14 protein-coding genes are annotated in these 19249 nt (G+C 53.3%); 6 read left to right on the forward strand and 8 right to left on the reverse strand.

The features are described from left to right. Window positions 1-96: 96 nt before the first annotated feature. Window positions 97-1674, forward strand: coding sequence for a glutamate--tRNA ligase (gltX, locus tag KF752_19560; protein ID MBX3423759.1), 1578 nt, complete (start codon window positions 97-99; stop codon window positions 1672-1674). A 104-nt stretch (window positions 1675-1778) separates the two neighbouring features. Here the strand turns inward: gltX and clpX are convergent, their stop codons facing one another. From clpX to KF752_19575, 3 genes are all read right to left on the reverse strand, one after another. Next, on the reverse strand, window positions 1779-3068 hold the full coding sequence (gene clpX / locus KF752_19565) for an ATP-dependent Clp protease ATP-binding subunit ClpX (protein MBX3423760.1): 1290 nt from the start codon (window positions 3066-3068) through the stop codon (window positions 1779-1781). A gap of 23 nt (window positions 3069-3091) precedes the next feature. Continuing rightward, entirely contained in the window at window positions 3092-3298 is a 207-nt protein-coding gene (locus tag KF752_19570) for a hypothetical protein (GenBank protein ID MBX3423761.1), read from the reverse strand. A gap of 185 nt (window positions 3299-3483) precedes the next feature. Next, complete coding sequence (locus KF752_19575) at window positions 3484-3723, reverse strand: hypothetical protein (GenBank protein MBX3423762.1); 240 nt, start codon at window positions 3721-3723, stop codon at window positions 3484-3486. A gap of 557 nt (window positions 3724-4280) precedes the next feature. Here KF752_19575 and KF752_19580 point away from each other — a divergent pair. The 5 genes from KF752_19580 to KF752_19600 all read left to right on the forward strand — a co-directional run bounded on the left by KF752_19580 (window position 4281) and on the right by KF752_19600 (window position 14644). Beyond that, window positions 4281-5861 (forward strand): MFS transporter, encoded by a 1581-nt coding sequence (locus tag KF752_19580; GenBank protein MBX3423763.1) that lies wholly within the window; start codon window positions 4281-4283, stop codon window positions 5859-5861. 64 nt (window positions 5862-5925) lie between these two features. After that, complete coding sequence (gene solA, locus KF752_19585; protein MBX3423764.1) at window positions 5926-7062, forward strand: N-methyl-L-tryptophan oxidase; 1137 nt, start codon at window positions 5926-5928, stop codon at window positions 7060-7062. Window positions 7063-8352: 1290 nt separating this feature from the next. Continuing rightward, entirely contained in the window at window positions 8353-11154 is a 2802-nt protein-coding gene (locus KF752_19590; protein MBX3423765.1) for a PAS domain S-box protein, read from the forward strand. Between the two features lie 11 nt (window positions 11155-11165). Continuing rightward, on the forward strand, window positions 11166-11831 hold the full coding sequence (locus KF752_19595; GenBank protein ID MBX3423766.1) for a response regulator transcription factor: 666 nt from the start codon (window positions 11166-11168) through the stop codon (window positions 11829-11831). A 65-nt stretch (window positions 11832-11896) separates the two neighbouring features. Next, window positions 11897-14644 carry a bifunctional acetate--CoA ligase family protein/GNAT family N-acetyltransferase gene (locus tag KF752_19600; protein ID MBX3423767.1) on the forward strand — a complete coding sequence of 916 codons (2748 nt, stop codon included), beginning with the start codon at window positions 11897-11899 and terminating at the stop codon, window positions 14642-14644. A gap of 240 nt (window positions 14645-14884) precedes the next feature. Here the strand turns inward: KF752_19600 and KF752_19605 are convergent, their stop codons facing one another. The 5 genes from KF752_19605 to KF752_19625 all read right to left on the reverse strand — a co-directional run bounded on the left by KF752_19605 (window position 14885) and on the right by KF752_19625 (window position 19219). Beyond that, window positions 14885-15214, reverse strand: coding sequence for a hypothetical protein (locus tag KF752_19605; protein ID MBX3423768.1), 330 nt, complete (start codon window positions 15212-15214; stop codon window positions 14885-14887). A gap of 105 nt (window positions 15215-15319) precedes the next feature. Next, window positions 15320-16297, reverse strand: a complete 978-nt coding sequence (locus tag KF752_19610) for a PAC2 family protein (protein MBX3423769.1) — start codon at window positions 16295-16297, stop codon at window positions 15320-15322. Between the two features lie 350 nt (window positions 16298-16647). After that, on the reverse strand, window positions 16648-17106 hold the full coding sequence (locus KF752_19615; protein MBX3423770.1) for an Hsp20/alpha crystallin family protein: 459 nt from the start codon (window positions 17104-17106) through the stop codon (window positions 16648-16650). Window positions 17107-17616: 510 nt separating this feature from the next. Beyond that, window positions 17617-17901, reverse strand: a complete 285-nt coding sequence (locus tag KF752_19620; protein MBX3423771.1) for a hypothetical protein — start codon at window positions 17899-17901, stop codon at window positions 17617-17619. Window positions 17902-18082: 181 nt separating this feature from the next. Further along, window positions 18083-19219 carry a hypothetical protein gene (locus tag KF752_19625; GenBank protein MBX3423772.1) on the reverse strand — a complete coding sequence of 379 codons (1137 nt, stop codon included), beginning with the start codon at window positions 19217-19219 and terminating at the stop codon, window positions 18083-18085. Window positions 19220-19249 lie beyond the last annotated feature (30 nt).

Here is a 19249-nt window from a genome sequence, read left to right on the forward strand (position 1 = left end):
CATTTTACGGCCAGCCCCGAAATCGGAAAAGAACCGCCAGCCACCTCCCGGCTTGTATCGCCCCAACTCCTCCTCCCCTTACCCAGAGCCGCAACGATGGCCATTAGAACGCGATTTGCCCCTAGTCCGACCGGTTATTTGCACATTGGCGGTGTTCGTACAGCGCTTTTTAACTGGTTGTTAGCTCGTCAGGCGGGAGGGCAATTTCTTTTAAGAATTGACGATACCGATGCGCAACGAAATGTCGCACAGGCGCTCAAGCCGATTTTGGATGGCTTCCGCTGGTTGGGCCTGGATTGGGACGAGGGGCCGACCGCCGACGGGACTGCATCGGACGGGCCGTACGCGCCCTATTTTCAGTCGCAACGCGGCCAGCAGCATCAGGCAGCCGTCAGCCGGTTGCTCGCGTCGGGCCATGCTTACCGTGACTTTGCTCGCCCTGAAGAATTGTCGCAGCAGCGCGAGGCGGCTCAGCAGGCGGGTGGAGCATTTGTCTACGATCGGCGTTGGATGGCCACCGACGAACGTCAGGCGGCAGCCTTTGAAGCCGAGGGACGCACCGCCGTGGTCAGGCTGAAAATGCCGCGCTCAGGTACCTGCGCGTTCAACGATTTGATTCGTGGTCCAGTTGAATTCCAGTGGTCTGAAGAGCAGGACCATGTCATCCAGCGCAATGACGGTACCTGTCTTTACCACTTAGCCAGCGTGGTGGACGACTATGACATGCAGATCAGTCACGTTGTGCGCGCGGTCGAGCATTTGAGCAACACGCCCCGACAGATTTTCATCGCTCAATCGCTCGGCTATCCGCTGCCGCAGTACGCACATCTGCCCTTCGTGGCTGAGCCAGGTGGCACGGCCAAGCTGAGCAAGCGCAAGCTGGCGTCCTACCTGAAGAACCAAGACTTTGCCGCCCTGTGCCATCAAGGTCAACGGATTGCGCAGCGAATCGGTTTGCCTGCCAACTTGGAAACATTCAATCCTGTCATCATCGACTTCTATCAAGCTACCGGTTTCTTGCCGGACGCGGTCATCAATTATTTGCTGCTGTTAGGCTGGTCGCTGGACGATAGTCGAGAAGATTTTACGCGAGATGCGATGATCCAGTTGTTCGACCTTAATCGAGTCAATCGGGCACCGGCCAGTTTTGACCCGCAAAAACTGGTTGCCTTCCAGTCGCGGTGGATGAATGCGCTATCGGTGGAAAGTAAAGTCCAGCGCTGCGTGCCCTTCTTGCAGGCCGCTGGACTTGTCAGTCAACCCATCACAGCCGATCAACAACTGCGCGTCACACAGGTCGTTGCAGCGGCTGGTGATCGAATCAAGATCGCCGGAGACGTTTTGGAATTTTCAGAATTCTTCGCGCCAGACGAACAATTGACTTTCAATCCCATAGATTTCGACAAACGTCTCCGCAAGGACGCCGCCGCCGTCGAGTACCTGCGAAGATTCCGACCGATACTGGAGCAAGTACATCCGTTTGATGCGGCGCATGCAGAGCAGAGCCTCAAAGACTTCATGGCTGCAGAAGGCCTTCAGTTCAAGCAGATCATTCACGCGCTGCGAGTTGCCACGACCGGCAAGGCCACCGGCTTTGGGCTATTTGAATCGCTGGAAATTCTCGGTCGTGCCAGTACCCTTGCCCGAATTGATAGGGCCTTAGCCGAGTTGTGAGCGGGTACTTGCTCCCGCCGTCCCCCAGAGGCTGCCCTGCCGAGCAGCGCTCGGAACGGGGCTGGGCAAGCCTCATCGTAGCAAATAGGTACGCGCCTAGCTGGCTAGGCGCTCTTCTTCTCGGTGGATGTTTCGGAAAAGACCTTGATCGACTCATCCAGCGGATCAATATCCACGACGAAACGTGTACCTTTAGCTTGATCGGGTAGATCAAACATCAGGTCGAGCATGATGCTCTCAACGATGCCGCGTAGGCCGCGAGCGCCAACGGACTTTTGCATAGCGCGCCTGGCGATGGCTCGCTGAGCGGCTTCGGTGAAGTGTAGATCACAATTCTCCATCTGGAACAGAGCTTGATACTGCTTGATCAGCGCATTCTTGGGTTCGCTGAGCACTTGGATCAAACCAGCTTCGTCTAGCGGACACAGAGAAGCTACCACGGGCAACCGTCCGACAAACTCGGGGATCATCCCGTACTCTAGAATATCATCGGAGGTGACTTGTGGCATGAGTTCGGCCGCCGTCAAATCGCTGCGATGCGTTTGACCACCGACACCAAAACCCAGCGTCTTTTTACCCAGCCGCTTGCGAACGATCTCTTCGACACCCACGAACGTTCCCCCGCAGATGAACAAGATGTTGGTCGTGTCCATTTGGATGTACTGCTGTTCGGGGTGCTTGCGACCGCCCTGAGGAGGCACATTGGCTACCGTGCCTTCCAGCATCTTCAGCAGCGATTGCTGCACGCCTTCGCCCGAGACGTCGCGAGTGATCGAGACGTTGTTGCTGGTCTTGCCAATCTTGTCCACCTCGTCGATATACAGAATTCCGCGTTGAGCAGCCTCGACATCGAAGTCGGCGGCATGCAGCAGCTTAAGAAGCAGATTCTCAACATCTTCTCCCACATACCCGGCCTCAGTCAGCGTCGTCGCATCGCCGATAGCGAAGGGTACGTTGAGCATCTTGGCCAGCGTGCGAGCCAACAACGTCTTGCCGCTGCCGGTTGGTCCGACTAGCAAGATGTTGGATTTTTCGATTTCGACGTTGCTGTCGTTCCAACCGCTCGACAAGCGCTTGTAGTGATTGTGAACGGCAACGGCCAGAACGCGTTTGGCCAGCGATTGGCCGATCACATACTGGTCAAGCTGTTCGACGATTTCTCGCGGCGATGGAATTTCACTAAAGAGTTTGCTGCTTGGACCGCGACGCTTGGTCTCCTGGTCCAGAATGGATTGACACAGCTCAATACATTCGCCGCAAATGTAAACGTCTCCGGGACCCTCAACCAACGGTCCTACTTCGCGATAGCTCTTGCGACAGAAAGAACAGAAAGCGTTCTTCTTGTTAGCGCTGCCACCACGACGACCGGCAACGACATCCTTACCCGAAGGCATACACGACTCCTTTGCTCGAATTTCTACACAATCCATTGCTCGGCGGCCGGCACGTACTGCTCCGGCAACCTGTGCACCGATTGCGATTGGGAAAATTGTTTAAGCCGCAAATTGCTTTGCAGCCACCGAAACACGTAATGTCGCTCGATGGCCCCATGCCTCAGTCGTTGATCGTTGGCGATCATCGATTGCTGCCGGGTCCGGGCATCCGTGTCCTCGGGTTCGAGCAAAAGTTCTAAACCTGCGCTGGGCGGGTGTTGGCAACCGTCAGGGACGGGTTGCTGATACCTTGCCAGCCAAGGTTCCTTGCGGTGCTAAGGAAGCTCAGTCTCCCAGACCAACCTTAGCTTCGCCGTAGGCGAGCCAACGCCGTCACAACTCTCGTGATCCGTCTAAACATTATAGTCCAGTCAGATTACGAGCTGTCACGCTTTCTTCCAAGCACCGCCTGTATATTTCGGAGTTCTTCAGCGCTGATGTCACCTGTCCCTCGCATTTCTTGAAACTCAGCAGCCAAGTCGGTTTGGCTCGTGTCACCTGTAGTGATCGAACGGCGTACCAGCACAATGAGGCGAATTCCGAAATACGCGAGGACGAAAACCAAACCGAACCCGAGTGCGGCGCGTACCGACAGTGCGTTCAGAAAATCCCTCATGTTCTACCGCCACTACGCTCTCCAGTAGCTACCGTCGCCAGACGGTGGTAAGCACTCGCACTTGCAGCAATCGTCGCCAGGGGGCGGTCGCCAGCTCCAGCCACTTGGTAATGACTGGTAATTGCTGTCAGTACCCTCTCGCAACTGGCCGATGGTTGGATTCAGTCCAGCATGTTCGTCATCATGATATGCCTGTGGGGAAGTCTAAGTCCAGTAACGGCAAGGCTATTTTTTCAATTTGGCGGTTGGCACAGTCCCATGAACGCTAGAACGTCCGCTATTCGTGCCCGAGAGTGGAATTCAGCCCAGGTCCATTGTCTGCTGAGCCGAACGTCAATAGATGCCAAACGCTGGCGGGCGTGGCTTCGCGCAGGACCGCGAAGCTGGGCGAACTTTAGCGGCCGCCAGCTAGTTTGTCTGAAATGTAAGCTAAGGTGGCCAGCGGACTGTTTTGGGCTGTTGGCTTCCTGGTTATACTGTGCCAGCTATTGAGGTCGGCTAAAGGCCACCCCGCTTCCAAAATCGTGACTCTAAGGCTCTCTCAAGGAACATTAAACATGGTTACAGGTAACAGGAACGATACCGCCATCTTCTGGGGATGCTTCATCGCGCTGGTGACGACGGCATTTGGCTTTATCGCCCGGATGTTCTTGATCAACACTTGGGCCACTGAGTTCAATCTCGATCCGGCTGAATCTGGCCGGCTGGCGGGTATCGGCGTCTGGCCGTTCGCGGTCTCCATCATTGGCTTCTCGCTGGTCATCGATCGCATCGGTTACAAGACATCGATGATCATCGCTTTCCTGGGGCATGTTACTTGGGCCGCGATGGGGGTCAGCGCTTACTTTATCTCTCAAGATGGTAATAAGGAGCTTGCCTATCAACTTCTGTACTGGGGATCGCTGATACTTGGGTTGGCCAACGGGACGGTCGAATCCTTTATCAACCCGGTAGTGGCCACGCTATTTAGTCGCGAGAAAACGAAGTGGCTCAACATCCTTCACGCTGGATGGCCAGGCGGGTTGGTCGTGGCCGGTATGGTGACTATTTTTATCGATACCTTGCCGTGGGGGATCAAAGTTGGCATCTTGGCGATACCCGCCTTGGTCTACTTCCTAATGCTAATCCGCTTAGATTTCCCCATTCAAGAACGCGAGGCGGCTGGGGTCAGCTACCGAGAGATGCTGTCCGAGTTCGGCGTGCTGGGTGCCGCCGTCGTCGGATTCCTGGTGACTTTGCAATTGATGGACTTTTTTGCACCGATCGACGACACCAAAAGGCTGGTTTTTGTTGGCATTGGAGTGGCCATCGTGCTGGCATTCGGAGCTTATACACGAGCGCTCGGTCGCCCGCTGATGTTTTTCCTTGTGTTGATCATGATGCCTCTGGCCACGACGGAGATCGGAACCGACGGCTGGATCACTGGAATTATGGAAGGGGTTGCCGAAGGTAAGTTCCATCCGGGGTGGGTACTGATCTACACCTCGGTCATCATGATGATCTTGCGGTTTTTTGCTGGACCGATCGTGCACAGCTTGTCGCCACTAGGCCTGCTGGCCGTGAGTGCGGCACTGGCCATCGTGGGGCTGGTAACGCTGTCGGCAACCTCCGGCATGATGATCTTTGCCGCTGCGACGCTGTATGGCATCGGCAAGACATTCTTCTGGCCAACCATGTTGGGTGTAGTTGCCGAACAGACTCCCAAAGGTGGTGCCCTAACGCTCAATGCCATTAGCGGGATCGGCATGTTGGCCGTGGGCACGCTCGGCTTTCCCTACATCGGTTCTCTGCAGGCTGACAAGCAGATTGCGGCGGTTGCTCAATCACCGGTCGCTCAAGAGATCACGGGTCTGGTCAGTGGCGACACGATTACCGCCATCGAAAAGAAGAGCATTTATGAAATTATCAACTACGATGCGATCGACGACACAGCGTTGCAAACCGCCATTGACAGCCTGCCAGAAGATCGGCGTGAAACTGCGCAAACAGAAATAAAGAAAGCGCGTGACCTCAGCAACCAAAAGGCACTGGGAGCCATGGCATTGTTTCCAGCAATCATGTTAGCCGCGTATGTTATCCTGATTCTGTACTTCAAGTCCCGAGGTGGATACCAGGTACAGCATTTGAGCGATCATTAAAGTTCAGTTGGCCAATCTTCGGATCCCGACTGCTAGATAGAGCCTCATGCGAAGGGAGTCGCCGATGACTGCCTGCTACGATTGCGTAGTCATTGGATTAGGTGGAGTCGGCAGCGCGGTAGTCTACCAGCTTGCGCTCGGTGGCTACCGCGTGTTGGGTGTTGACCAATATGCTCCGCCCCACATGCATGGTAGTTCGCACGGTCAGACTCGGATTATCCGCAAGGCGTACTTCGAGCACCCCGACTACGTACCGCTGCTCATACGGGCCTATGAGCTCTGGCGTCAACTGGAAGGCGACGTCGGCAAGCAACTCTATTGGCCAACCGGCTTGCTGCAGGTTGGTCCGGCCGATGGCAGTGTCTTATCAGGCGTCCGCCGCAGCGCCAGCACGCATCAATTGCCCATCCAGGAAATGACAATGCGCGAGGCCATTGCGCGCTTTCCCGGAGTGCGAGGCCCAGACGATTGGCAAGCAATTCTTGAGCTAGATGCGGGGTTCTTAGAAGTCGAAGCGTGTGTGTCTGCTCACCTGGAACTGGCTCGGCGCTCGGGAGCTGAACTTCTGCCAAATACACACGTTGTTGCTTGGCAGGTGAATAAACATAGTCAGGGCGTAACCGTTCAGACCGTCGGGCAACGCTATCAAGCGCAGCGTTTAGTCATTGCCGCCGGACCGTGGGCCGATAACTGCCTGGGCTGCTATCGGCTACCGTTGCGCGTACTGCGGAAGTATGTATACTGGTTCAAGGTTCCACAATCCTATCATTTCAGTTGCGGCTTTCCCTGCTTCTTCTACGACACTCCAGAGGGCTACTTTTACGGCTTTCCGGATCACGGTGGACAAGGATTTAAAGTAGCCCGGCACAGTGGTGGCACCCCAGTCCAAACCGTTCAGGGAGCCAATCATCCCGTCGATGTCCACGATCGACAAGCGGTTGAATCATTCCTGCAACGTTACATGCCGGATGTCACCCGGCAACTGGCTCAGTGGCAAGGTTGTTACTACACCATGACACCCGATGAGCACTTCATTGTCGACACCTTGCCCGAAGCCCCCAGCGTGGTAATCGTCGCGGGCCTGTCCGGGCACGGCTTTAAATTCACGTCGGTCCTCGGCGAAATCGCCGCACAATTAGTCACCGATCGCACCCCGACGCTCAACACAAGCTTTCTTGGCCTACAGCGACTGCTTTCGTAATGCGCCCGCCGCGTAGGCTGGATCGCCGTTCTGTCAGCCGCCACGGCTCTTCCCACATTTCATTCCCTTGTACATGCAATAGAGCGTAACGAAATCTATCGGCTTCGAGCCCGGAGTGGGGAGGGAAATGGAATGCATCATCCTGAAATGCAAATGTTTCACAATCCCTTCGACAATAAGTCACCATGCGCCTTGATGGCCCTTTCGATCGCCTCAAGGTCCTCGCCAAGCATAATATGCTCATAGTGTGTCGTCGTACCCAGTGACTGTGCTGTGGTCACATCACGTGGTGACTACTTTTCTGGCATCGGGACCAAATTGATGATGAGCCGAGCTTACGGCAGGTTGTAAGTACTGATCCCCTTGCTCCAGGTCTCGACCGGCATCCTGTACTTCGCCCTTGCCCCAGGATACCTTAGCCTTGTGGAAGTGCCATTGACTCAGGGCATGAGCCGACTTCGCCAGTGCTGAATCCAGCTACTCTGCGGAACCGATCTTGCCAGCACACAGGTCTTTGGCGACTTCAGCCAGGTCATGACCTGGCGGCTTTCTACTGCTCGCTGTTATTGAGCATGGCGTGACCTGTTGCTAGGTTGAGCCACGAGACAGCCTTGTCGATTTCGTCGGCCGCCGACTTCACTTCAACCCGACGGTAGTAATATCGAATGTTGTCAAACCACCTCACCGGCTCGTGCGGGAGTGGAACAAACCACTCTACTTCGATAACGATCCGTCCGGCTGATGCTGCGGGCTTTTCACCTTTTTGCTGAAGACTGGCGGTTGTTGCTTACCCGGTGCAGGCTTGGTTGCGCCCTGTGCCAACAGTGGGCTTGCGGCCATCAAGCCATCAGGGTTAGCAGGGTATGTCTCACGTTTGTTGCTACTTATATAACGGAGAAATAATGGAGTGATTTGGCTCGAAACCGAGCGATTCGATTTTGCTTGAGGCAGTATTAATTTGGAACTCAGCATTGAGCGACGTCTTACCCAATACAGCTCGTCCGATTCCAGCCATTTCACTTGTCCAATCGGTTAAAGGTCGGGAGTTCAGGGCTGAATTTAATGCTCACATGGTGGAATCCGCCATACTGGTGGATTCCACCATTTCGCACGTTGGAAATCACTACGGCGCTGGAGCGCCACTTTCCGCTAAAAATCAAAACTGCTAGCATGAATCCATGTAACCCTATAGCGTTCTTGGATTCAAGCTCCACCGAATGATTATCGGTGTACGGTGGAGAAGCTGATTATTGACGGTTAGAATTGGTGAAGCCGTAGGAGCTTCTTTCTATGCTGCCAGAAGAGCCATCGCGATTGTCTCCACATCAAAATGAACGCGCGGATTCAAGAGCGCGCGTTCCCGCCGGTGCAAAGCAGAGCGGTGGGGAATCTTTCGCGACCTCGATTTCCGTCGATTTATTATCCGAGTCAGTCTCGCGTCTCGATGAAGGCATTTTGATCACTGGCGATGATGTGGACTGGCCGCAGCCCACAATTCTCTTTGCCAATGATGCAATGTGCCGACTGACCGGATACGCGGCAGAGGAATTGGTCGGCGAGACTCCCCAGCGATTGCATGGGGAGTTCGTGGAGCGAGCAACAATCGAACGGATAACGGCTGAATTGCATGCCGGACTCGCGGCGTTGGCTAGGTTGGTCATCCTACGCAAAGACCAAACGCTCGTCGTTGTTGAGCTGTTCGTTTCGCCACTGTTTGACAGCCAGGGTCGCCGGACGAATTTTCTGGCCATCTTCCGGGACCTGACCCATGAGAAACAGTCAGAGGAAGCGATTCGCGCCAGCGAAACCCGTTATCGCATGGCAATTGAGCTGACTGGACTGCTGCCCTGGACCACCAATCAGGATGGAGAAGTGGTCGAAGATAGCCCAATTTGGAGAAAGTTTACCGGCTTGAGTTTCGCGGAATTTCAAGGCATGGGATGGAGCAAGGCGATCCATCCTGACGATGTTGGGGCGACACTTAATTCTTGGCGCAAGGCAATTGTTGAGCAGACTCCCTTTGAAACCGAATTCCGCTTGCGCCGATTCGATGGAACGTATCGAACCTTCATGTGTCGAGCGGTTCCATTGATTGAGCAGGGAGGTCGCGTCCAGAAATGGTTTGGCACCAATACCGATATCACCGAACGCAGACAGGGGGAAGCACGGATTGCTGCGGACCTGGACGCGATGACGCGACTACATCAACTCGGTACGCTCTCGGCCGGTGATGGTAATTTGTCGGCAGTCCTTGAGGGAATTGTCGAAACGGCGATTGCCCTTGCTAAATCCGATTTTGGAGACATCCAGTTGTTAGATCCTGCGACCGGCCGCCTGAGAATAGTGGCTCAATGTGGGTTTCCGCAGTGGTGGCTCGATTTCTGGAATGAGGTTCCCGAGGGGACTGGGGCTTGCGGCGCTGCCTTACAAGGAGGCCAGCCAGTCATCGTCGAAGACGTCGAGCAAAGTCCGATTTTTGTTGGCACAGAAGCACTTGAGACCATGCGGCGTGTTAATGTCCGAGCCGTGATATCGACACCGCTGATCAGCCGAAAGGGAAAATTGCTGGGCATCTTTTCCACGCATTTTCGGGTTCCGCACCAACCTGCCGAATTGGATTTGCTGTTATTTGACTTGTTGGCGCGTCAAGCGGCTGACATTATCGAGCGTCAAACAACCGAGATGGAATTGCGTCACGCCTATGAGCGACAGAAGAAGGTTCTGGCGGTAGAGACGGTCGGGGTGATGTTTTGGGATTTAATCACGTCAAGAATGACAGACGCCAACCAGACCTTTTTGAACATGATGGGCTACAGCCGGGAAGATTTAGAGTCCGGCGAGTTGACCTGGCAAAAACTCACACCTCCCGAATACGTGGAGGCGAGCCTGGCGGAGATTCGAAAATTTGCCGCGACCGGCCGGGTGGGGCCCTATGAGAAAGAGTATTTTCGAAAAGACGGTTCAAGGAAACTGCTATTGTTTGCCGGCAGTGCTCTGGGCGAAAACCAGTGCGTAGAATTCTGCATTGATATTTCCGATCGCAAGCGCGCTGAGCAGATCGCACATGATCGAGAAGAGCGGTTGGCAGCCGTCATTAACACCACCTCCGACGCGATCATTACGATCGATCACCACGGTAACATTGTCTCGGCGAACCCTGCTACTGAGCGACTCTTTGGTTACGGGACAGCTGAACTTGTCGGTCGCAACGTCCGAATCTTGATGCCGAATCCCTATTGCGACGAACACGATTCCTACATCAAGAGTTATCTGGAAACTGGCAAAGCCCGCATTATCGGTATCGGTCGCGAGGTCATTGGCAAACGGAAAGATGGTTCCACCTTTCCGATCGACCTGAACGTCAGCGAGATTCCTCATCTCCGCCTCTTCACGGGAATTATCCGCGACATTAGCGAGCGCAAAAACCTGCAGCGGGATGTTTTGGGAATTGCTGAGGATGAACAGCGTCGGATCGGGCAGGACTTGCATGACGGTGTGCAGCAGGAACTGGCAGGTATTGGCCTATTAGCTCAGACGCTGCTAAGCAATCTCCAACGCGAATTGGACCGCCATTCCAATCCCAGCGTTGAACAATGCTGCCAGCTGACCCAAAAAATTTTGGCGGGTCTGACACGAACGCATCAGGACGTCAGGACCATTTCTCGGGGTTTAATTCCTATCCAGCTCGGTTCCAGTGGATTGATGGATGCGTTGCGCGAGTTGGCCTTGCGCACCGATGGTCTGAAACAGATTAAGTGCGCGTTCAAATGCGACCGACCGGTTAACATCAACGACAGTACCACAGCCACGCATCTATTTCGCATCGCCCAGGAGGCTGTGACAAATTCGATGAGGCACTCCCAAGCGCAACATATACTCATCGAACTCCAGGAAACCGATGAAGGGAATTTCTTACTCAAAGTTGCGGATGATGGTATCGGCTTCGATTCCCTCGCGGCAGCAGATGGTTTGGGACTAAGGAGTATGAGATACCGAGCTGGATTGATTGGTGCCCACCTGATGATCACCCCGGGGGACAGTGGTGGAACACTGGTAACTTGTAAAGTCTATCGAGAAAGTACCACAAAATGACAAGTCACTTGATGAAGCGAAACGTAACCCGTACTGCAAGAATTTTGATTGTCGATGATCATCCCATGATGCGGGATGGGTTGTCGGCACAAATTTCCAACGAGCCGGACCTGGAAGTCTGTGGTGAAGCAGACGATATCGAGCTGGCATTCAAACTGGCCAATGAACTCTCGCCAGATCTGATAATCATCGATATCTCGCTAAAGACCGGCCATGGAATCGATCTGGTCAAACGTCTTCGCGAACGAAACTCGACGACAAAAATGCTGATCAACTCCATGTATGACGAAGCCGTGTACGCCGAGCGGGCTTTGCAAGCCGGTGCTATGGGCTATCTCAACAAACAGACCGCACGCGAGACATTGATTACCGCCATTCGTACTGTTCTCGATGGCAAAACCTATCTGAGTCCCGCGATGACCGACCGAATTCTAAAGAGCAGGGTCGGAGGTATGATTTCACCCGGCAAGTCACCGATTGAAAGCCTGTCCAACCGAGAATTGGAGGTTTTAACCTTGATCGGCCAGGGCAATCGGACTGGTGCCATTGCTGAGAAACTATTTCTTAGCGTACACACGATTGACACGTATCGAGAGAAGCTGAAGATCAAGCTGAATGTGGCTAATTCGGCGGAACTCAATCGCTACGCCGCGCAATGGGTGCTCGAAAACGGATAAGTCAGGCTTTGAATGTGGGAAGCTAGAAGCCTTATTTCTGTTCGAGGTTCAATACCCATAATGACATGAGCGTTCTCAATCTTGAACACCTGCTGGCACCGAACTCTGTGGCTTTGATCGGAGCCTCCAATAGGGAGGGTAAACTTGGCTTTGTCGTGCTGCAAAATTTATTGCAAGCAGGTTTTCGCGGACCGATCTGGCCGGTCAACCCAAAATACCCTTCAATTGGCTCACAACAATGCTGGCCAAGCATAGCCGCGATGCCAGCGGCACCGGAGCTGGCGATAATTGCTACGCCAGCTCCCACGATTCCGACCTTGATTCGCGAGTTGGGTGAGATAGGAACACGTGCGGCGGTCGTCCTCAGCGCAGGTACCCAACAACCGTTCACGGCGGTCGGTACCATTTCTCAAGGGTGCTCTGGACAGGTGGATGCTGAATTCTCGGAAAACTTGAACCAGACGGAGCAAACGACAACGATCGACCAGATGATACTGAGAGCCGCCCGACCTTTCGGACTGCGAATCCTTGGGCCCAACTGTGTCGGTTTGATCGTTCCCCATCTTGGACTCAATGCCAGTTTCGCCCACACCGATTCCTTGCTAGGTCGATTGGCACTGATTTCACAGTCGGGGGCCTTATGCACGACACTGCTCGATTGGGCTAGGTCGCGAGGAATCGGATTCTCACATTTCGTTTCCTTGGGCAACGCGCTGGACGTGGATTTTGGTGACCTCTTGAATTACTTGAGCAATGATCAAAAAACCAATGGAATTTTGCTGTACATTGAGTCGATTGACGAAGCCAGAAAGTTTATGTCCGCAGCGCGGGCAGCCTCGCGCAACAAACCGGTGGTGGTACTCAAGGCCGGACGATTCACAGAGGGCGCCCGGGCAGCGTTCTCGCATACCGGCGCATTAATTGGCAATGATGACGTGTTTGACAGCGCCATTCGGCGAGCGGGAATGGTGCGTGTGAACTCGATCGAAGCTTTACTGGCCGCGACCGAAACACTGGCACGGGCGCGGCCAATTGCCGGTAACCGATTTGCCATTCTGACCAATGGTGGCGGGCCGGGAGTGCTGGCAACCGATGCACTCATTTCGCGCGGTGGCAAGCTGGCTGAGTTGGAAGCTTCCACGATTGAAGCTCTGGACCGCATCCTGCCGGCCAATTGGTCGAAAACGAATCCGGTAGACATCATTGGCGATGCCGATTCCGAGCGTTACGTAGCAGCGCTGCGAATTCTACTCAATGATTCCAATTGCGACGCGATTATGGTCATGCTGGTTCCGGTTGCGGTTATCGATAATCAGTCGGTGGCTCGCAGTGTCGTGACAGAAATCAAACACACGCATACGCCAATCCTGACCTGCTGGCTTGGTGCAGATTCCGTGAATGGGGCGCGGCGACATTTTGAACAACAGGAAGTTCCCACCTATGAGACTCCCGAGGCGGCAATCGAAGCCTTCATGTTAATGGTCGACTACCAAGCCAACCAACAAGCATTGATGCAAACTCCCCCATCAGTGCCCGCAGAGTTTAGTTGTGATCAGGGACGAGTTCGCCAGATACTCTCGGGAGTTTTGGGAGAATGCCGACAAGCCTTAACGGAAGCCGAAGTCAACGAAGTCTTGAAAGCCTATCACGTTCCTGTGGTCGAAACGAAAGTCGCCGCCACGGTGGAAGAAGCAGTCGAGCTTGCGGACCAGACCGGATTTCCGGTAGCGTTAAAAATCTTGTCACCCGATATCACGCACAAGAGTGATGTAGGAGGCGTGCAGTTAAACATTGGGTCGAGAAGTCAACTCATGGAGACTGCCCAGGCCATGCGGAATCGCATTCAGCGACTACATCCTACCGCGCATTTGGCTGGTTTTACGGTACAGCCGATGGTGCATCGTCCGCAAGCACAGGAGTTGATCGTCGGTTCCATGACCGACCGAGTTTTTGGGCCTACCTTATTATTTGGACAGGGAGGAAAGGCTGTCGAGGTTGTCAACGATAAATCGGTCGCATTGCCACCGCTTAATTTGGTTCTGGCCGCTGACTTGATTCGTCGAACTCGAGTCTACCGATCGCTCCAGGGCTATCGAGATGTCCCCGCAGCCAATCTGGAAGCTATCCAACTGGTTGTGCTCAAAATATCGCAGTTGATTTGTGATTTTCCAGAAATCGAGGAATTGGATATCAATCCGCTGTTAGCCGATTCCTCAGGAGTAGTTGCCCTCGATGCCCGAATTCGCGTAGGTCCCGCTGATAAGGCAGAGGATAGGCTGGCGATTCGCCCTTATCCAAGTCAGGAAGAGCAATGGATCACGTTGAGCGAAGGAAAGCAGGCGCTGCTCCGACCGATCAGGCCGGAAGACGAAGCGGCGCATCACGATTTTCTCGATCGGCTTACGGCTGAAGATCGCTACTTCCGCTTTTTTCGGGCCGTGGCCGACTTGGACCATTCAACATTGGCCCGATTCACCCAGATCGATTACGACCGCGAGATGGCCTTTATCGCTGTTGGAACAAATGAACTTGGAAAGCCAGAGACCTGGGGAGTCGCCCGAGCTGTCTCCGATGCCGACCACCGCGAGGCTGAATTCGCGATTGTGGTTCGTTCGGACTTGCACAGTCACGGTATCGGCCATCAACTGCTGAACAAGCTACTAGGGCATTGCAAACAGCGCGGCATTCAACGTATCGTTGGGCAAACGATGTCCAACAATCATGCCATGCTGGAATTGGCACGCAGTTTTGGGTTCCAAATTCTCAGAACTGATGACAGAAAGATACTCAAGTTCCAATTGGACTTGGCTTAAAGTCTTTGGGCCACATTCGATTAACCAATGAAGCACTAAGCCAGTCCCTCAAAGAGCGCCAAACTCCACCCAGTTTGGGCGAAACAACATGATCAGACCGAGCACCAGAATCACGACGCCATTGATTGGCTTTAGCCCGCTTCCCTCCTTTTACTGTAATTTACGGTGGGAGAACGTGGCTACAACCACAGTGAGCACTAGCGCGTCGTCGAGCATGTAGGCCGCGATATAGATCGCCAGCTAACGGTAATTTTGCCAGGCAGGCAGATCCTGAATCGTCAGGATTTGCGTGTACAAGGCAGGCAAACCAGCCGCACACAGCAGCTCGATCAAGTTAACAATGACGGCCAGCACAACGGTCCCACTTACGGCCACGGACAAATGTGTTGCGTTCACGATCTGTCGGACATGCCGATCGAGGCCGGTCTTTTTTCTTCTGAGATCGAAAGTGAGATGCCTTGCTTGAAGGCCAAATAATCTTTCACACGATCCCGATGAATAATGCCAATAAGCCGAGCGCCATTTGGACGGGGTCGAACAATATTCACCAGCAAAAACCAATTCAACCAAGATTCTGCACTCTGTAGCGAGCAGGCAGAACGTCCCGTTCTCCAAACATCCCGTTTATACCGAAGAGATCTGGACAAAGCCACAAGAACAGTCCGGGGCATTGAGTCATGCTGAATTCTTGAACAGATCGAGAAAGCGATCTTCATATTCCTGATACAGCCCCAATCGGTCGAGTTCGTGCTTTAGCTCGTAGGCTTTGGAACGGTCCTTTTGCGCATTCGAAAAGAGGCGCTCGACGAGCTTTCGGGCTTTCTCGTCGATGAGTCGATCCGAGTGTTCCAGTCCAAGCTCTTGCTGGGGCTCAAATTCGGAAGCTGCTTCTGAATCAGGCGGTTTTGGGGAGTGCATCATTCGCTCGACGTCCGCCAGGAGTTCACCCAATCTCCCGTCCATGGCGCACACCTGATCGGTCAATTCCGTGGTGTCGATGTCGATGTCGGCAATCATGGAGAAAACTTTTAATACCGCCAACGAAGCTTTGGGAAACGGAAGATGATTAAAAATATGCGGAATTTCGCCCAGCAAGCAAGTGCCTCGCAATTCTTGTTCAGCGGCTGCGGCAAGAAGGATTCCGTTGAGACCTCCAATCTGGCAATCGTCCAGGATTTTCACCTTCAATCGTTTCAACTCATCCAGGCTGGCTTCATCGACGGCCGCTCCGAAGACGCGGGAATTATGAGAGGGGTGCATTTGAGTTGCCATCGCAGCAAACGTGAACACGCGTTGAATTCCCATTTCACGCGCAACGTCTATCAATCGTTTGCAATACGCGTACCTGCCGTTAGGGGGTTGCGCTTCGCCAATGAACACAATGATCTCCATTCGTTTGTCGGGGTGTTTGCTCGCGAACAAACGACTGCGAGGTAATCGTCCCGCCTTAATCAGTCCGCTTTTAACTTCCACATGTTCGACATCAAAAAACTCATGTTGTGACAACTCAGCAAACAATTCCATCTGCAGTTTAGCCACCAAATAGTAACCCGCACTGACAGCCACTTGCCCCATGCCAGGCCATACCGCAACCAGCCAAGGTTTGTTGAAGCTGTTTTCTTCGTGCGGAAGTTCTTGTGAATGCGTTTTCATACAGCTTTGGTCGGAACAAAGAAAAAGGTACAGTCCAGTTTCTCGGGGGAGCTCAAGGCTCCCTGCGAGTCATAGAGCATCAACAGGTAACTTGCTTCCCCGCTCCCTGTCTCCTTAGGAGCCCGCCTGAATCCGTAAGCTCCAATTGCTGCGGTTACTATTCACTCGATAGTTGGCTAATCGCCTCCTGTGAACCCGGCCTTTAAAATACTACCATTTTTCAAATGGTCAATCTGCAGCCCCAGGGGCCAAGTACCATGGCCGGCCAAGTGCTCTACTGCTATGTTGCGGCATCTTTATGGCCGGCCATGGACTGTGTTCGTTAGTCTTGGAATCGACTCGAGTTCCGATTAAGTTGTTACCGTAATATGCCTTGATTTCGACTCCGGTGATTTGGGTAACTTAATTCGCAATACGCCATCTCGATAATTGGCTTCAACATTATTGTCCGATACCTCGCAGGGCAACACAACAGACCGCGAAAATCGACCCACACGTCGTTCAGCACGATGAAAGGTCTGGCCGGTTTCTTCTTCCTCGACTTTGCGCTCTCCGCTGATCGTCAATTGATTTCGGTTGACTTGGATATCAATTTCCTTTGCGTTGACGCCAGGCAAGTCCAGTCGCAAATTAATCGCATCCGCTGTCTCACTCATATCGAGCGCAGGTGCGAGCATTTGTATGCCCCAACCGTCACCTTCATCATTCCAGAAGCGTTCAATGAAATTCTCCACCTCGCGAAAGGGTGAAATTGATCGCCGCTGAGGTGCAGTCAGGCCACTTTTGGTTCTACTCAATAGTCCAGACATGCTAGTCTCCTACTTTCTTTCAAAGGACTCGTGTTCATTTATGGCACCGACTATGGTTACCACTCTTTAGAAACGATTGTTGGGTATCGGCCTAAGTTGACGAATCGCGGAGGCCGTGAAATTCAGATGGTGAAAACCACTAAGTTCGTTGGCGTTACCAATGGTCATTCATCCGGGGACCGAGGAATCAAGCATTATGAAGTGCCAACGCTTGCAGCAGATGGATAAACGCGCACTCAATACTAAGGGCTGAGCTGATGGTTCGAGATAACCCACTGTGGAAGAGTTTACCATGCATCAATCAGGGAGCCGAGCGAGTCATCGAGTTTTGCGAATGTGTGAAAATAATCGCAGTGCGCCGCAGGATTTCAGGTGGTCGCTCATGATGCAAACTGCTCGCAGGGATTGAATCTGCGACCTGCGTGTACAAGACATGGCGAACATAGGAGAGACTAGTTGAAGTTTTCGAGTTTGGCCGTGAATTGTTGTGGGGAAGCGGGTCAGCATCGCCTATCGCGAATCTACTTCGACTCGATTGTCAAGGACCAGTCCGTCCCGCAGCAAGTCACGAACGAGCGTTTGGGCGATTTGCTTCATGTAGAAGCTCGGAACTTGCCCCTTCAAAATCAACACTTGCCCCTGCACCTCGCACGTTACCTGACGTACAAAATAGTAGCGGGAACCTTGTAACTTCAAGGCAGCGAGCCGTTGGACAGCTCGAAACCGCTGCCAGTCACGACTCAGTTCGGTTCTGTGTGATTGTTGGGCAATCCTTTCAAGCTCGATCGTTGGCATGGCTTCGCAACCCTAAAATTGAAGCTGTTATCGATGCAATCGTACCCAAGAGCGTTTGGAGAATTCCATCCAAGTTCTTTAATTCGTAGTCATTATCTGGTTCGCAGCTGCGCGGCAAATCGGGTAGTAATTGAATTCGCTATGGTGGAATCCACTACGCCCAAGCAGCGTTTGCGCTATATCAGTATCGCATCACGGCCGCTGCAGCGTGTTGCGTCGACGGCATTTCATTGCCTGCGACTGCATACACTTTGCCGCCGTGTAACAGAGTTTGAACGGCCACTATTTCCGTCAAGTCATCGTCACCGGGCTGCCTTGATCCATGAACCGCGACAATGCGGCCGTGCATATCACAAGTCCCCCACTGATATTGCTTGGGCGCGATAAAAAGAGTCTCAATGCGGCCGTAGAAAGCGGCCAACAACAACTGCCCAAGCTCATCGGAGGCGAGTCCTGTGCCAGCCAGATTATTGAATTTCTCGACTGCCAGTTGCCGCTCTTGGATCAGAAGTGGTTTGACAAGTGGCCACACTTTCTGATGTATTTGTTCAGCACTTAACCGATCACAGTTGCCCCTCAGTTCCGGCACGGCGATGTGGGGGTACCGGCTTACTTGGCGAAATTGAGCCAGCAAGTAGTCGACGCCCGCCAGTACCAGCGGAGCGGATTCGTCACGTAAGATCGGTTGCAATGCATTGTCGATCATCCGAAAAAAGTGGATAAGCTCTTCTTTGTGAGTATCCTTCTTGCCGCCCTGCCCATGAAAGACAGAGGTCTCCTTTCCTTTTCCAGCTTTCATTGCGAAGTGGGATTGCGATCCACCATCCACGCTGACCAAATTCAGCGACTCTTCCATTCGCTGGGGGAGATCCGCCACTACGATGTCTTTGATCTGATGCTCCCCAGCTTCGAAAAGTCGTACGCTGTGTTGACTGAGCACAAGAATTAAGTATCGGTTGCTTTCAATTAGCGGCAACAGCGACTTGACATGAAACACGGTGCCCACCACAACCAGTTCATCAAGCGAGATGGGCACACGAAACCGCCGCAGTCCTGACTGGTCAAGAAACAAGGCCAAGCCGCAACTCCGCTTGGCCCAGAATTCGTGATCCTCGGGAATGTCCCGTAGAGGCGCTAACATTTTGTGGGCTTCACTCTTCGCCAGCCAGCCATCCGACAACTCATCTTCTGCTTGTTTAACGAGATTCTTAAGTCGCACGATATCCTGCTCGTCGTTGGGTCCACTCAGGTGCGTAGGTGTCAGGATGGTGACGCATGGTTTCTGTGAAGTGTCGATCAGTTGGCGAAGATCAGTCATGCCGAAAGTGTCCATTCGATATTCCTTTCA

It is taken from the genome of Pirellulaceae bacterium (assembly GCA_019636385.1).
GTDB lineage: Bacteria > Planctomycetota > Planctomycetia > Pirellulales > Pirellulaceae > Aureliella.

Excerpts from the sequence above, each read along its gene's own strand:
- KF752_19625 (MBX3423772.1), bottom strand. The coding sequence starts at position 19,219 with ATGACTGATCTTCGCCAACTGATCGACACTTCACAGAAACCATGCGTC.
- gltX (MBX3423759.1), top strand. The coding sequence starts at position 97 with ATGGCCATTAGAACGCGATTTGCCCCTAGTCCGACCGGTTATTTGCAC.
- KF752_19615 (MBX3423770.1), bottom strand. The coding sequence starts at position 17,106 with ATGTCTGGACTATTGAGTAGAACCAAAAGTGGCCTGACTGCACCTCAG.
- KF752_19610 (MBX3423769.1), bottom strand. The coding sequence starts at position 16,297 with ATGAAAACGCATTCACAAGAACTTCCGCACGAAGAAAACAGCTTCAAC.
- clpX (MBX3423760.1), bottom strand. The coding sequence starts at position 3,068 with ATGCCTTCGGGTAAGGATGTCGTTGCCGGTCGTCGTGGTGGCAGCGCT.
- KF752_19575 (MBX3423762.1), bottom strand. The coding sequence starts at position 3,723 with ATGAGGGATTTTCTGAACGCACTGTCGGTACGCGCCGCACTCGGGTTC.
- KF752_19580 (MBX3423763.1), top strand. The coding sequence starts at position 4,281 with ATGGTTACAGGTAACAGGAACGATACCGCCATCTTCTGGGGATGCTTC.
- KF752_19600 (MBX3423767.1), top strand. The coding sequence starts at position 11,897 with ATGAGCGTTCTCAATCTTGAACACCTGCTGGCACCGAACTCTGTGGCT.
- KF752_19595 (MBX3423766.1), top strand. The coding sequence starts at position 11,166 with ATGAAGCGAAACGTAACCCGTACTGCAAGAATTTTGATTGTCGATGAT.
- KF752_19590 (MBX3423765.1), top strand. The coding sequence starts at position 8,353 with ATGCTGCCAGAAGAGCCATCGCGATTGTCTCCACATCAAAATGAACGC.
- KF752_19620 (MBX3423771.1), bottom strand. The coding sequence starts at position 17,901 with ATGCCAACGATCGAGCTTGAAAGGATTGCCCAACAATCACACAGAACC.
- solA (MBX3423764.1), top strand. The coding sequence starts at position 5,926 with ATGACTGCCTGCTACGATTGCGTAGTCATTGGATTAGGTGGAGTCGGC.